The organism is Amycolatopsis sp. NPDC101161, from assembly GCF_044768185.1.
In the GTDB taxonomy this organism is placed as follows: domain Bacteria; phylum Actinomycetota; class Actinomycetes; order Mycobacteriales; family Pseudonocardiaceae; genus Amycolatopsis.
On record NZ_JBIWPI010000005.1, the window covers coordinates 562,841 to 576,587 of the forward strand.

A 13,747-nucleotide genomic window follows, 5' to 3' on the forward strand; every position below is an offset into this window, starting at 1 on the left:
GCAGCCCGGTCGGCGACGCCGGCGGGTGGTCGACCAGAATCGGGCTTTGTGAGTGAGCGAGCTTGGCCCAGCGGTGCCGCGACGGCGATCGGTTCGATGCCGGGCACCGACCCCGTGGAAGCGGCGGCGATCGTGTTCGGCGAGCTGCCGGACTTCCCGTACCTGCCGGAGCTGCCGGCCCGTGGCGTCGGCGCGGACATGCTCGGCCGGACCGCGGCGCTGCTGGTGGACCTGGCCGTCGACGTCGTGCCGAGCGGCTACCGCGTGGTGGCGCGGCCGGGACACGAGCACCGCCGGGCCGTGGACCTGCTTCGCTGGGACCTCGACGCCGTGCAGGAGGCGCGGGAGAAGGCCGGAGCCACCCCACCCGTCTTCAAGATCCAGCTGGCCGGGCCGTGGACGCTCGGTGCCGGGATCGAGCTGCCCCGCGGCCACAAGGTGCTCACCGACCGCGGCGCCTTGCGGGACTTCACGTCATCCCTGCTGGACGGCCTCACCGGCCACGTCGCCGAGGTCCAGGCCAGGACCGGCGCGCCCGTGGTCGTCCAGTTCGACGAGCCGTCGCTGCCCTCGGTGCTGGCCGGTGGCCTGCCGACGCCGTCCGGCTACGGGAACGTCGCCGCGGTGCCGGAGCCCGAGGCGCGTGACCTGCTTTCGACGGTGATCGAGGGTGCGAAGGCGATCACCGGCAAGCCGGTGATCCTGCACTGCTGCGCCGCGAAACCGCCGCTGGGCTTGCTGCGCGAAGCCGGCGCTGACGCCCTGGCCTTCGACATCGCCGCGCTCGACGGCGCGTCCGCCGCGTTCCTCGACGAGATCGGCGAAGTCTGGGACGGCGGGGCGACCTTGTTCCTCGGCGCGGTCCCGTCGACGGCGCCCGCGTCGCCGACGACTCTGAAGGACGTCGGCGAGCCGGTGTTCCGGCTGGCGGACAGGCTCGGCTTCAACCGCAGCGTCCTCGCCGAACGCGCCGTGCCGACGCCTGCCTGCGGCCTCGCCGGCGCGACGCCGGAATGGATGCGTCGCGCTCTCGCGCTGACCCGCGACCTCGGCAAGGCCTTCGTGGAGCCTCCCGAAGGCTGGTGACGGAATCCGGTAACTCGCCGACGTCCACGTCACCGGGCAAGTAGCGTGGCGGCGTAGCCGATCGAACGAGGACCACTCCTGACCATGCGCCTGTTCCGCCGCAAGAACGCCGCCGCCGACCCGCCCGACCCGCGCACCGCGTGGCCCGAGCAGCACGTGCCGGACGACCCGGCGGCCGCGGCGGAAGTGTTCTGGCGGGGCTGGTACGACCTCTTGCCGATGGTCAGCGCGGCCCTCGGTGAGGGCGAGCCGCACCGGGTCGAGCACGAGCTCTGCCAGCTGGTCGAGGCGCTGCACCCGCGGCTGCACTTCTCGCTCGAACGTGGTCGTCGATCGATCTACGCCCTGGTCGTGACCGGTCAGGAGGACCCGGAGCTACGGCCGTTCACCGACGCGTGGCGCGTCGCCGCACCATCGGATGACGCGATCTGGGAGTACCACGACTCGGTGCCGCCCGTGCCGGATCCGACCGAGGTCACCGTCAACCTCGGCGAACACCGGATCGCGCTGGCCGACGTCCGGGTCGTCGCGCAGGTCGACGAGGACGAGCACGTCGTCGACGTCGCCGTCTTCCACCCGGGCTTCGCCGACCTCGACGACGCAGCGCGACAGACCATGACATTTCTGCCGCTCGACGCGACATTGGGTGAACGGCTCGCCGCCGAACGACTACGGCGCGTCGAGACCGCGGCGGCCGAGCCGGCCGGGGCGATCACCCTTCTGGAGCTCCGTGAACTGGTCCGCGGACTGGACGCCGGCGGGCACGAAAATGTCGGTACCCCCGACTAGGGTTACCACCCGTGAGCAGCACCGAACTTCCCCCGGACCCGGCCACCGCCCCGGTGGCCGCCGAGGACGTCACCGACGTCCCGGCCGACGTGCGCGAGCGGCATGGCGCCCTCGCGGAGGAACTGCGCGACCACCAGTTCCGCTACTACGTCCTGGACTCGCCGATCGTCTCCGACGGGCAGTTCGACGAGCTGCTGGGTGAGCTGCAGCGGATCGAGGACGAGTACCCGGGGCTGGTCACGCCGGAATCGCCGACGCAGCGCGTCGGTGGCACGTTTTCGACCGAATTCACCGCGTACGACCACCTCGAGCGCATGCTCAGCCTGGACAACGTCTTCGACAAGGACGAGTTCCTGGCCTGGTACGAACGCGTCGAGAAGGAGGTCGGGCGCACCGAGTTCCTGGCCGAGCTGAAGATCGACGGCCTGGCGATCAACCTCTTGTACGAAAACGGTCACCTCACCCGCGCGCTCACCCGGGGTGACGGCCGTACGGGCGAAGACGTCACGCTGAACATGCGCACGCTCGACCAGGTGCCCGAGACACTCACCGGCACCGACCAGTTCCCGGTGCCGGCCCTGGTCGAGGTGCGCGGCGAGGTCTATTTCCGCGTCGAGGACTTCCTCGAGCTGAACGCGAAGATGGTCGAAGCGGGCAAGCCGCCGTACGCGAACCCGCGCAACACCGCGGCCGGTTCGTTGCGGCAGAAGGACCCGAAAATCACTCGCGAACGTCGGCTGCGGCTGATTTGTCACGGACTCGGCAAGCGCGACGGTTTCGAACCACAGCGTCAGTCGGAGGCGTACGACGCGCTGGCCGCGTGGGGCCTGCCGGTGTCGCCGCACAGCAAGGTCCTGACGACGGTCGAGGAGCTCACCGAGCACATCACCTACTGGGGTGAACACCGGCACGACGCCGAGCACGAGATCGACGGCGTCGTCATCAAGGTCGACCGGGTGGCGCTGCAGCGTCGGTTGGGCACGACGTCACGGGCGCCGCGGTGGGCGATCGCGTACAAGTACCCGCCGGAAGAGGCCATCACGACGCTGCTGGACATCCAGGTCAACGTCGGGCGGACCGGACGGGTGACCCCGTTCGCGGTCACCGAGCCGGTCAAGGTCGCGGGGTCGACCGTCGCGCGGGCCACCCTCCACAACCAGGAGGAGGTCAAGCGCAAGGGCGTGCTGATCGGCGACCGGATCGTCATCCGCAAGGCCGGCGACGTCATCCCCGAGGTCCTCGGGCCGGTGGTGGACGCGCGCACCGGTGACGAGCGCGAGTTCGTCATGCCCACGCACTGCCCGGCCTGTGGCACCGAGCTCGCGTACCAGAAGGAAGGCGACAAGGACATCCGCTGTCCGAACAGCCGCTTCTGCCCGGCGCAGCTGCGGGAACGGCTGTTCAGCCTGGCCGGGCGCGGGGCGTTCGACATCGAGGTGCTCGGGTACGAGGCCGCGGTCGCGCTGCTCGACGCGCGCGTGGTCGCCGACGAGGGCGACATCTTCGACCTCGACGAAGACAGCCTCGCCGAGGTGGAGCTGTTCCGGACCAAAGCCGGCGAATTGTCGGCGAACGCGCGAAAGCTGCTCGCGAACCTCGACGTGGCCAAAGATCGACCACTCTGGAAAGTGCTGGTCGCTTTGTCGATCCGGCACGTCGGGCCGACCGCGGCGCAGGCGCTCGCCCGCGAGTTCGGCTCGATCGAACGCATCGAGCAGGCCACCGAGGAAGAGCTCGCGGACGTCGACGGCGTCGGCCCGACCATCGCGCGTGCGACGCGGGAGTGGTTCGAGGTCGGCTGGCACCGGGAGATCGTCGAAAAGTGGCGACGCGCCGGCGTGCGGATGGAAGAGGAGCGCGACGAGTCGATCCCGCGCAACCTCGAGGGCCTGTCGATCGTGGTGACGGGGTCGCTCGACGGTTTCTCCCGCGACGAGGCCAAGGAAGTCATCATGGCCCGCGGCGGCAAGGCGGCCGGGTCGGTCTCGAAGAAGACCGCGTTCGTCGTCGTCGGGGATTCGCCTGGTTCGAAATACGACAAGGCCGTGCAGCTGAAGGTGCCGGTGCTGGACGAAGGCGGTTTCCGCGTCCTGCTGGAGCAGGGTCCCGAGGCGGCGCAGGAGGTGGCGCTGCCAGCCGGCGACGAGGCCGCCGAAGACGAGTCTGGGGAGACGGATGGGTGATGTCGAGATCCGGCCGCCGCGGCCGGAGGAATACGCCGCGGCGGGGGAAGTCACGGTGCAGGCCTACGACGTCGACGGTCACCTGGCCGGCGACGTCGGGTACGACGCGGAGCTGCGGGACATCGCGCGGCGGGTCGAGCTGGCCGAGGTGCTCGTCGCCGTCGATGCGGCGGGGGAGGTGCTCGGCACGGTGACCGTCGTGCGGCCCGGGTCTCCTTATGCCGAGATTTCGCGTCCCGGCGAGCTGGAGTTCCGGATGCTCGCCGTGGCGCCGTCGGCGCGGGGGCGGGGCATCGGCGAGGCGCTCACGCGGGCCGTGCTCGACCGTGCGCGGGCGCTGGACATCCGCAAGGTCGTGCTGAGCAGCCTCGACGGGATGCGCAGCGCCCATCGGCTCTACGAGCGTCTCGGGTTCGCGCGCCTGGCCGAACGGGACTGGCGGCCGTACCCGCACATCAGCCTGATCGCCTACCAGATCGACGTCTGACCTGGGCGTTGCCGAAACTCGGCAACGCGCGTCAGCCGTCGAGGACGACCGCGACGATCCCGGCCAGGTGGGCGAGCCGGGCGACCTCGGCGGCGCGGAAGGCCGGACCGCCCGGTCGCGCGACCAGGAGGGCCTTGCCCGGCTTGCCGAGCGGCGTCGCCGCCAGCTCGGTGCCGAGCTCCTTCCAGGTCTCCGGGATCCAAGCCTCTTCGCCGTCGAGCACCGTCGCGCGCTCGAGTGGCAGCCACGGCAGGTCGGTGATCGGGGTCTCGGGGGCGGCGCTCGACGACGCCAGCCGGAGCGCGCCCGTCTCCGAGTGTTCGACGATCATCGCCCAGCCGGCGCGCACGATGCGGGGCACGCCCTCGGCCAGGATGTCGAGGCCGGACTTCGGCTGCGCGGCGATTTCTTCGACGAGTTCGAGTTCGCGGTGCGTGTCCAGCACGCCCGCGTACGGGCGGACAGCGTCCACTTCGACACCTTCGACGCTCTCCGCCGCCGTGATGAGCGCGTCGGGCAGCCGGCCGGAGGGAAGCTCGACCACGAGGTCGTCCACCGCCACTCCGGTGCCGCGCTCGACGACGTCCACGCTGAGGATGTCGGCGCCCACCGTGCCGAGCGCCGTGGCGACCGCGCCGAGGGTCCCCGGGCTGTCCGGAAGGATGACCCGGATCAGGAACGACACCACGCGCCCCTCTCACCTCTGGCGTCCCAGCCTTGCCGTGGGACGCTCGATGCCGGTCGCCGATTGTGACAGACCCACCCGGTCCGCGGGCCTGCTGTCCGCCGGGCGGGAGTCGAGCGTCGCCGGACGGCACCCGGCCTGCGCCGGGCGTAACCCAGTCGAGTCCGCCCGCGCCGTCACCATAGACTTGCAGCTTCCGAGACAACCCGCACAGCACAACCCGGGAGTCACCCGCGTGCCCAACATTTCCCGAGACGAGGTCGCGCACCTCGCGAAGCTGGCCAGGCTGGCCGTGACCGACGACGAAATCGACGTCTTCGCCGGCCAGCTCGACCAGATCCTGGACTCGGTGGCCAAGGTGAGCGAGGTCGCCGCCGACGACGTGCCGCCGACGTCGCACGCCGTGCCGCTGACGAACGTCTTCCGGCAGGACGTCGTCCGTCCCGGGCTGACGCAGCAGCAGGCGCTGGCCGGTGCGCCGGCCGCCGAGGACGGCCGCTTCCGGGTGCCGCGGATTCTGGGGGAAGAGCAGTGACCGAGCTCATCAAGCTGACCGCCGCGGAGCTGGCGGAAAAGATCCACACGCGCGAAGTGTCCGCGGTCGAGGTCACGCAGGCCCACCTGGACCGGATCGCCGAGGTCGACGACCACATCCACGCGTTCCTGCACGTCGACACCGAGGGCGCGCTGGCCGCGGCCAAGGCCGTCGACGAGGGCATCGCCGGGGGCGGCGCGCCCGCGTCGGCGCTGGCCGGCGTGCCGCTCGCGCTGAAGGACGTCCTCACCACCGAGGGCATCCCGACGACCTGTGGTTCGAAAACGCTCGAAGGCTGGATCCCGCCGTACGACGCGACCGTGACGCGCAAGCTGCGTGAGGCCGGCGTCGTGATCCTCGGCAAGACGAACATGGACGAGTTCGCCATGGGGTCGTCGACCGAGAACTCGGCGTACGGCCCGACGCACAACCCGTGGGACCACGCCCGCATCCCGGGCGGGTCGGGCGGTGGCTCGTCGGCGTCGATCGCGGCCTTCGAAGCCGCCATCGCCATCGGCACCGACACCGGCGGGTCGATCCGGCAGCCCGGGTCCGTCACCGGCACCGTCGGGGTCAAGCCGACCTACGGCGGCGTGTCGCGCTACGGCCTGGTCGCTTTTTCGTCATCTCTCGACCAGGCCGGTCCCTGCGCGCGGACGGTGCTCGACGCCGCCCTGCTGCACGAGGTCATCGCCGGGCACGACCCGCTGGACTCGACCTCCATCGACGCGCCGGTGCCGCCGGTGGTCGCCGCCGCCCGGCAGGGCATGACCGGTGACCTCAAGGGCGTCAAGGTCGGCGTCGTGAAGGAGTTCGGTGGCGACGGCTACCAGCCGGGCGTCGAGCGGTCGTTCCAGGCCGCCGTCGAGCAGCTGCGCGCGCTCGGGGCCGAGGTCGTCGAGGTCTCTTGTCCGAATTTCGTCTACGCGCTGCCCGCGTACTACTTGATCGCGCCGAGCGAGTGCTCGTCGAACCTCGCCCGGTTCGACGCCATGCGCTACGGCCTGCGCGTCGCCGACGACGGCACGCACAGCGCCGAAGAGGTCATGTCGCTGACCCGCGAGAAGGGCTTCGGCGCCGAGGTCAAGCGACGCATCATGCTGGGCACCTACGCGTTGTCGTCCGGCTACTACGACGCCTACTACGGCTCGGCGCAGAAGGTCCGCACGCTGATCACGCGTGACTTCGCGGCCGCGTTCGAAAAGGTCGATGTCCTCGTTTCGCCCACGACGCCGACCACGGCGTTCAAGATCGGCGAGCGCGTGGACGACCCGATGGCGATGTACCTCGCCGACCTGTGCACGATCCCGTCGAACCTCGCCGGCAACGCCGCTATGAGCGTGCCGAGCGGGCTGTCCGACGAGGACGGGCTGCCGGTCGGTCTGCAGATCATGGCCCCGGCGCTCGCCGACGACCGGCTCTACCGGGTCGGCGCCGCCTACGAGGCCGCGCGCGACGCCGCCGCCGGCGGGGCGCTCATCCACAAGGTCCCGGAGCTGGGAGGAACGAAGTGACTGCCGTGGCCGAGTTGATGGACTACGCCGACGTCATCGAACGCTTCGACCCCGTCCTCGGGCTTGAGGTGCACGTCGAGCTGAACACGAACACGAAGATGTTCTGCGGCTGCCCGAACGAGTTCGGCGGCGAGCCGAACACGAAGGTCTGCCCGACCTGCCTCGGCCTGCCCGGCGCGCTGCCGGTCGTCAACGGCAAGGCCGTCGAGGGTGCGATCCGCATCGGCCTGGCGCTGAACTGCGAGATCGCCGAGTGGTGCCGGTTCGCCCGGAAGAACTACTTCTACCCGGACATGCCGAAGAACTTCCAGACGTCGCAGTACGACGAGCCGATCGCCTTCAACGGCTACCTCGACGTCACGCTCGACGACGGCGAGGTCGTGCGCGTCGAGATCGAGCGCGCGCACATGGAGGAGGACACCGGCAAGTCGCTCCACGTCGGTGGCGCCACCGGCCGGATCCACGGTGCCGAGCACTCGCTGCTCGACTACAACCGGGCCGGCGTGCCGTTGATCGAAATCGTGACAAAGCCGATCGAGGGCACCGGTGCGCGGGCTCCCGAGGTCGCGCGGGCGTACGTGAGCGCGCTGCGTGAGCTGCTGCGCGCGCTCGACGTGTCCGACGTCCGCATGGACCAGGGCTCGCTGCGGTGCGACGCGAACGTTTCGCTGATGGCGAAGGACGCGACCGAGTTCGGTACGCGCACCGAGACGAAGAACGTCAACTCGCTGCGGAGCGTCGAACGGGCCGTCCGCTACGAGATGACGCGGCAGGCCGCGATCCTCGCCGAGGGCGGTTCGATCAAGCAGGAGACGCGGCACTTCCAGGAGGCCGACGGCACCACGTCGCCGGGTCGGACGAAGGAGACCGCCGAGGACTACCGGTACTTCCCGGAGCCCGACCTGGTCCCGATCGCGCCGTCGCGCGAGTGGGTCGACGAGCTGCGCGGCACGCTGCCGGAGATGCCGTCCGAGCGGCGGAAGCGGATCCAGCAGGAGTGGTCGCTTTCCGACGAAGCCCTGCGTGACCTGCTGAACGTCGGCGCTGTCGACCTCGTCGCGGCGACGGTCGAGGCCGGCGCGTCGCCGGACGAGGCGCGGGGCTGGTGGGTCAACACCCTGGCGCAGGAGGCGAACGCCCGCGAGGTCGAGCTGGCCGACCTGGCGATCACGCCGAAGCAGGTGGCCGAGGTCATCGGGCTGGTTTCGTCGGGCGAGCTGACGAACAAGCTGGCCAAGGAGGTCGTCCAGGGCGTGCTCGCCGGTGAGGGCGAGCCGCGCGAGGTCGTCGAGAAGCGCGGGCTGAAGGTCGTCTCGGACGACTCGGCCCTGCTCGCGGCGATCGACGAGGCCCTGGCGGCGCAGCCGGACGTCGCGGACAAGATCCGCGGCGGCAAGGTGGCCGCGGCGGGCGCGATCGTCGGCGCGGTCATGAAGGCGACCAAGGGGCAGGCGGACGCCAAGCGGGTCCGCGAGCTGATCATCGAACGCGTCGGTTCCTGACCCGTTTTCATGACACGGCCTTTTTCCGTCAAGAGCGTCACCTGGCGCGAGTGGCTCGGCCTGGCGGCCGGGCTGCTCGCGCTGGGCTCGACGTTCCTCCCGTGGACGACGCTGAGCACGAACAAGCCGGACATCGAGGTCGTACTGTCGTCGTTGCCGCAGGGTGACGTCGTCCGGGACGCGTGGAATTCGAGCTTCTTCGCGTGGTGCCCGCCGCTGGCGTTGGTGCTGGCCGGGGTGGTCGTGGTCGTTTTCGGACGAATCCGCAAGGCGCGGGTCAGCGGTCTGCCGCACCTGTGGCTGGTGGTCGCGGTGGCGGCGCTGCTGCTGATGGTGTTCGGGTGGCTCACGCTGGACTGGGAGTTCGACGCCGACCAGCGCGGCATCTTCGACGCCGCCGGGATCGCCATCGGGCCCGGCTTCGGGCGGTTTCTCGGGGTGCTGGCCGCGCTCGTTTCGGGCGTTGCCGCTTTCTTCGACATGCGTGCGGCGCGGGCCGAAAGCCGGCAGCCGCGGAAGCGTCAGCCTCGGAGCAAGAGCCGCTGACCGGTTCTCGGTGGAACCCCGCCGGGCGGACTCGATGACGGGTGGTTGCCGGGTCCTTGGGGTGCGCGGTCGCTCGGGTGACTGAGTCGTCCGTTCCGGTTGCAGGCCAGTGGTGACAACGTTGACATCGTTGGTGGCCGTTGCGTGAGAAAGCGCTTTCTGAGACGGTCGAGGCGAAGGTCGCCGGAGGCTGCGGGCGGCCGGTAGGAGGCGCCGGTGAGCGGGAAATCCGGTGATGGTGCGGTGATGTGTGGCAGCGGCATGGCTCGGCGGGAACGAGGTCCGCGGCGACGTGGGGAGGATCGCCGTGGAGTGGGCGATGTTCGGAAGGTGGCCGCGGGAGCGGTGATGTGCGGCAGTGACCGCGCGAGCGCATCGGCGTGCGGCAGTCGCTGAGCGGATGCGGCGCGGTGGGAGAAGCAGCCGTGCGCAGTGGCCGTGCGGTGTGGGCGATGTGCGGCGGCGGTCGTGCGGTGCGGGTGCGGCGGCGATCGCGTGGGCGCCGCAGGTTTCTTGGGGCGTAGGTCGGGCTGTGGAGGAGGTTCCGGTTGGCTCGGGGAAAGCGCTTGCGCGTTGCCGTCGTCGGGGCTGGGGCTATTGCCGGCAGCCATCGGACCGCCTTCCTGGCCCACGGTGACGATGTCGATCTCGTGGCCGTCGCGGATGTCGATGAGGCTCGTGCCGTTGCTTTCTGTGCCGACACCGAGCGTGCAAAGCCCTACCGCGACCTCGATACCTTGCTCGCCGAACAGGAACCGGATCTCGTCTCGATCTGTACGCCTCCCGGGCTGCACGTCGAACAGACCAAAAAGGTCCTCGAGGCCGGTGCCTGGGTCTGGTGCGAGAAGCCCCCTTGTCGTTCGCTCGCCGAATACGACGACATGACCTCCGCCGAACGGGACGGGGGCCCCTACGTCTCCTTCGTCTACCAGCAGCGGTCCGGCTCGGCCGCCGCTCACTTCCGGGATCTGCTCGGCAAGGGCGAGCTCGGCCGTTCTCTTGTCGCGCACTGTCAAACCACCTGGTACCGCGATGACGCCTACTACGAGGTCCCCTGGCGAGGACAGTGGGCGACCGAAGGCGGCGGTCCTGCCATGGGCCACGGCATCCACCAAATGGACCTGCTGCTCCACCTCCTGGCCGGCGACGGGAACGAATGGGCCGAAATCCAGGCCATGACCGCGCGGCTCGTGCACGACGTCGAGACCGAGGACGTCTCCACCGCTCTCGTCCGGTTCGAGTCCGGGACACTGGCCACCGTCGTCAACAGCGTTCTCTCGCCCGACGAAGTGAGCCGGATCCGGATCGACTGTGAACGCGCCACCGTCGAGCTCACGCACCTCTACGGCCACGTTGCCGAAAATTGGCGATACACCCTCGCGCCGCAGGCCGGGCCCGTCGAGACCGAACCGAATGTCGACGTCGGCAGCTCGCACGCCGCCGCGTTGACGCCTGTTCTCGACGCCTACCGGGCCGGCCGGCGGCCTCCGTGCGGCGGGGCCGATGGGCGGCGGGTGCTGGAGTTCGTCGCCGCTCTCTACAAGGCCGCCTCCACCGGGCGGGTCGTGCGCCGGGGCGAGATCGGGCCTGGGGATCCCTTCTACTCGGGGATGGCCGGATGAGCGCCGACATCACCGTCACGCACCGGCACGGGGACCGCGTGGTCGTCGAGGCCGGCGAGGTGCCGCTCATGTCCTATGTGTACAAGCCCGACCCCGTCGCCTACGAGTCGCGCAAGCCCTACACCCACCCGCTGCGGACCCTGCGCGGCCGGCGCGTCAGCGGGTACCGGCCCGCCGACCACCGGTGGCACAAGGGGCTGCAGATGACGTCGAGCCACCTCTCCGGTGAGAACTTCTGGGGCGGCCACACCTACGTTCCCGGCCACTGGTACCAGGACCTGCCCGACCGCATCGGGTCGATGCGGCACGACGGGTTCGCCGGATTCACCGTCGGCGGCGACCGGCTCACCTTCACCGAACGGCTCACCTGGGTGACCCACCGCGGCGACGAATGGGCGCGCGAGCGGCGCGACATCGTCGTCCACTCCGTCGAACCCGACGAGGGCGCCTGGGCCATCGACTGGGGCATCGAGCTGACCAACGTCCGCGACGCGCCGCTCGTGTTCGGCAGCCCGACCACCGCCGGCCGCGAACAGGCCGGGTACACCGGGCTGCACTGGCGGGGCCCGCGCGACTTCAGCGGCGGACGCGTCCTCGGTCCCGGTGACCTCGGCGGCGACGACATGATGGGCGCTCAGGCGCCGTGGCTCGCCTTCGTCGGCGAGCACGACGACGTCGACGCGCACTCGACGCTCGTCTTCGCGCATTCGCCGGAAAACGACCACGCGATCCACGACTCGCACTGGTTCGTCCGCAGCAAGGACACGCCCATGGTGGCCTTCTCGTGGGCGTTCTTCGAGGAGTTCGCGTTGCCGCCGGGGGAGAGCTTCACGTACCGCTACCGGGTCGTCGTCGCCGATGGAGCGTGGGACCGCGATCGGGTGACCGACTACCTCGACAGGCACGGATGGTCATGAACGAATTCCCGCTTCCGGGTGGTATCGGCGTCTCGCACTTACGCGCCTACGAATGGGAAGCCGAAGATGGTGTGTGCGGCGGCAGCCCGCACCTGCACCTCGCCTGCACCGAGGCGTACGTCGTCACGGCCGGGCGCGGCGCCGTCCAGACACTGAGCACCGGCGGGTACGCGGAGACGCCACTCGAGGCCGGCGTGATCGCGTGGTTCGCGCCGGGGACCGTCCACCGGATGGTGCAGGGCGGCGGCCTGCGCGTCACCGTCCTCATGCAGAACAGCGGCCTGCCCGAGGCCGGTGACGCCGTCTTCACCTTCCCGCCCGACGTGCTCGCCGACCCCGCCGGATACGCCGAGGCCGCCGCGTTGCCGAAAACCGACCACGCCGCGAAAAGGCGCCGTGACCTGGCGGTTCGCGGCTACCTGCCGCTGCGCGAAGCGCTGCTGGACGGCGATCCGGCGCCGCTGCGGGCGTTCCACCTGGCGGCCGTCGCGCTCGTGTCGCCGAAAATCGGAGACTGGGTACCGCGCTGGCAGGCCGGGGCACTGAAGGCCGCCGAACTGACCGGCGCGCACCTCAAGGCCCTCGCCGACGGCGACGGGAGCCACCTCGAGCAGTCGGGTGTCCGGGTCGCGACGCCGTCGAACCCGGACGGCTTCGGCATGTGCGGACGCCGCGCCGAATACGACATCGACCAGGAAGGTCGTCAGCGATGAACCAGAAGACCATCGGAGTGCTGCTCAACGGGGTCACCGGCCGGATGGGCTACCGGCAGCACCTGCTCCGGTCGGTGCTGGCCATCCGCGAACAAGGCGGTGTCGAGCTGCCCGACGGCACGCGCGTTCAGCTCGAGCCGATCCTCGCCGGCCGGAACGCGGCGAAACTCCAAGAACTCGCCGAACGGCACGGCCTGACCGCGTGGACGACGGACGTCGAATCGGCGCTGGGTGACGTGGGGATCTACTTCGACGCGCAGCTGACGTCGGCGCGCGAGCCGTCGGTGCGGGCGGCGATCGCCGCGGGCAAGCACGTCTACGCCGAGAAACCGCTGGCCGAGACGCTGCCGGCGGCACTGGAGCTGGCCGGGCTGGCGCGGGAGGCCGGGATTTGTCACGGCGTCGTCCACGACAAGCTGTTCCTGCCCGGCCTGCGGAAACTGCGGCGGCTGATCGACGGCGGGTTCTTCGGACGCATCCTGTCGGTGCGCGGCGAGTTCGGCTACTGGGTCTTCGAAGGCGACTGGCAGGATGCGCAGCGCCCGAGCTGGAACTACCGCGCCGAAGACGGCGGCGGGATCGTGCTCGACATGTTCTGCCACTGGAACTACGTCCTCGAGAACCTCTTCGGCCGCGTCGAGGCCGTGACCGCGAAAGCGACCACGCACATCCCGCGCCGCTGGGACGAGCAGGGCGAGCCGTACGCGGCGACGGCCGACGACGCCGCGTACGGCATCTTCGAACTTGAGTCGGGCGCCATCGCGCAGATCAACTCCTCGTGGTCGACGCGAGTGTTCCGCGACGAGCTCGTCGAGTTCCAGGTCGACGGCACCGAGGGCAGCGCCGTGGCCGGTTTGCGGCGATGCCGCGTCCAGCACCGCTCGGCGACGCCGAAGCCCGTCTGGAACCCGGACCTGCCGGCCACCGAACCCTTCCGCGACCAGTGGCAGGAGGTCCCGGACAACGCCGAGTTCGACAACGGCTTCAAAGCCCAGTGGGACGAGTTCGTCCGGGACGTGGTCGCCGGACGGCAACACCGCTACGACTTCTTCTCGGCCGCGCGCGGGCTGCAGCTGGCCGAGGCCGGGCTGACGTCGTCGGCGGAGGGACGGCGGGTGGAACTCAAGCCGTTGAGCTGACGTGGTCGCGAATCGGCGAAACTCCGGCG

At 70.4% G+C, this 13,747-nt stretch carries 13 protein-coding genes; 12 read left to right on the forward strand and 1 reads right to left on the reverse strand.

What is annotated here, in order from left to right; genetic code table 11:
• Positions 1-48 precede the first annotated feature (48 nt).
• The 4 genes from ACIRSS_RS36105 (at position 49) to ACIRSS_RS36120 (ending at position 4,545) form a co-directional block, all read left to right on the forward strand.
• Positions 49-1,086, forward strand: a complete 1,038-nt coding sequence (locus ACIRSS_RS36105) for a methionine synthase (RefSeq protein WP_400903211.1) — start codon at positions 49-51, stop codon at positions 1,084-1,086.
• A gap of 84 nt (positions 1,087-1,170) precedes the next feature.
• Positions 1,171-1,875, forward strand: a complete 705-nt coding sequence (locus tag ACIRSS_RS36110; protein ID WP_400903214.1) for a hypothetical protein — start codon at positions 1,171-1,173, stop codon at positions 1,873-1,875.
• An 11-nt stretch (positions 1,876-1,886) separates the two neighbouring features.
• Entirely contained in the window at positions 1,887-4,058 is a 2,172-nt protein-coding gene (ligA, locus tag ACIRSS_RS36115; RefSeq protein ID WP_400903217.1) for an NAD-dependent DNA ligase LigA, read from the forward strand.
• A complete protein-coding gene (locus ACIRSS_RS36120; protein ID WP_400903220.1) occupies positions 4,051-4,545 on the forward strand; it encodes a GNAT family N-acetyltransferase in 495 nt (164 codons plus the stop codon). Before ligA ends, ACIRSS_RS36120 begins: the two co-directional genes overlap by 8 nt.
• Before the next feature lie 31 nt (positions 4,546-4,576).
• Here the strand turns inward: ACIRSS_RS36120 and ACIRSS_RS36125 are convergent, their stop codons facing one another.
• A complete protein-coding gene (locus tag ACIRSS_RS36125; protein WP_167379908.1) occupies positions 4,577-5,230 on the reverse strand; it encodes an amino acid-binding protein in 654 nt (217 codons plus the stop codon).
• Between the two features lie 235 nt (positions 5,231-5,465).
• Between ACIRSS_RS36125 and gatC the strand changes: the two genes are divergently transcribed.
• The 8 genes from gatC (at position 5,466) to ACIRSS_RS36165 (ending at position 13,718) form a co-directional block, all read left to right on the forward strand.
• Positions 5,466-5,765, forward strand: a complete 300-nt coding sequence (gene gatC, locus ACIRSS_RS36130; RefSeq protein WP_285454862.1) for an Asp-tRNA(Asn)/Glu-tRNA(Gln) amidotransferase subunit GatC — start codon at positions 5,466-5,468, stop codon at positions 5,763-5,765.
• Positions 5,762-7,279 (forward strand): Asp-tRNA(Asn)/Glu-tRNA(Gln) amidotransferase subunit GatA, encoded by a 1,518-nt coding sequence (gene gatA / locus ACIRSS_RS36135; RefSeq protein ID WP_400903224.1) that lies wholly within the window; start codon positions 5,762-5,764, stop codon positions 7,277-7,279. The genes gatC and gatA overlap by 4 nt, the downstream gene beginning before the upstream one ends.
• Entirely contained in the window at positions 7,276-8,781 is a 1,506-nt protein-coding gene (gene gatB / locus ACIRSS_RS36140; RefSeq protein ID WP_400903227.1) for an Asp-tRNA(Asn)/Glu-tRNA(Gln) amidotransferase subunit GatB, read from the forward strand. Before gatA ends, gatB begins: the two co-directional genes overlap by 4 nt.
• A gap of 9 nt (positions 8,782-8,790) precedes the next feature.
• Entirely contained in the window at positions 8,791-9,327 is a 537-nt protein-coding gene (locus ACIRSS_RS36145; protein ID WP_400903230.1) for a hypothetical protein, read from the forward strand.
• Between the two features lie 548 nt (positions 9,328-9,875).
• The gene (locus tag ACIRSS_RS36150) at positions 9,876-10,949 is read left to right on the forward strand and encodes a Gfo/Idh/MocA family protein (RefSeq protein ID WP_400903233.1); all 1,074 of its coding nucleotides are present in this window, start codon (positions 9,876-9,878) and stop codon (positions 10,947-10,949) included.
• Entirely contained in the window at positions 10,946-11,866 is a 921-nt protein-coding gene (locus ACIRSS_RS36155; RefSeq protein WP_400903236.1) for a PmoA family protein, read from the forward strand. Before ACIRSS_RS36150 ends, ACIRSS_RS36155 begins: the two co-directional genes overlap by 4 nt.
• Complete coding sequence (locus tag ACIRSS_RS36160) at positions 11,863-12,579, forward strand: cupin (protein ID WP_400903239.1); 717 nt, start codon at positions 11,863-11,865, stop codon at positions 12,577-12,579. Before ACIRSS_RS36155 ends, ACIRSS_RS36160 begins: the two co-directional genes overlap by 4 nt.
• On the forward strand, positions 12,576-13,718 hold the full coding sequence (locus ACIRSS_RS36165) for a Gfo/Idh/MocA family protein (protein WP_400903241.1): 1,143 nt from the start codon (positions 12,576-12,578) through the stop codon (positions 13,716-13,718). The genes ACIRSS_RS36160 and ACIRSS_RS36165 overlap by 4 nt, the downstream gene beginning before the upstream one ends.
• Positions 13,719-13,747: the final 29 nt, after the last annotated feature.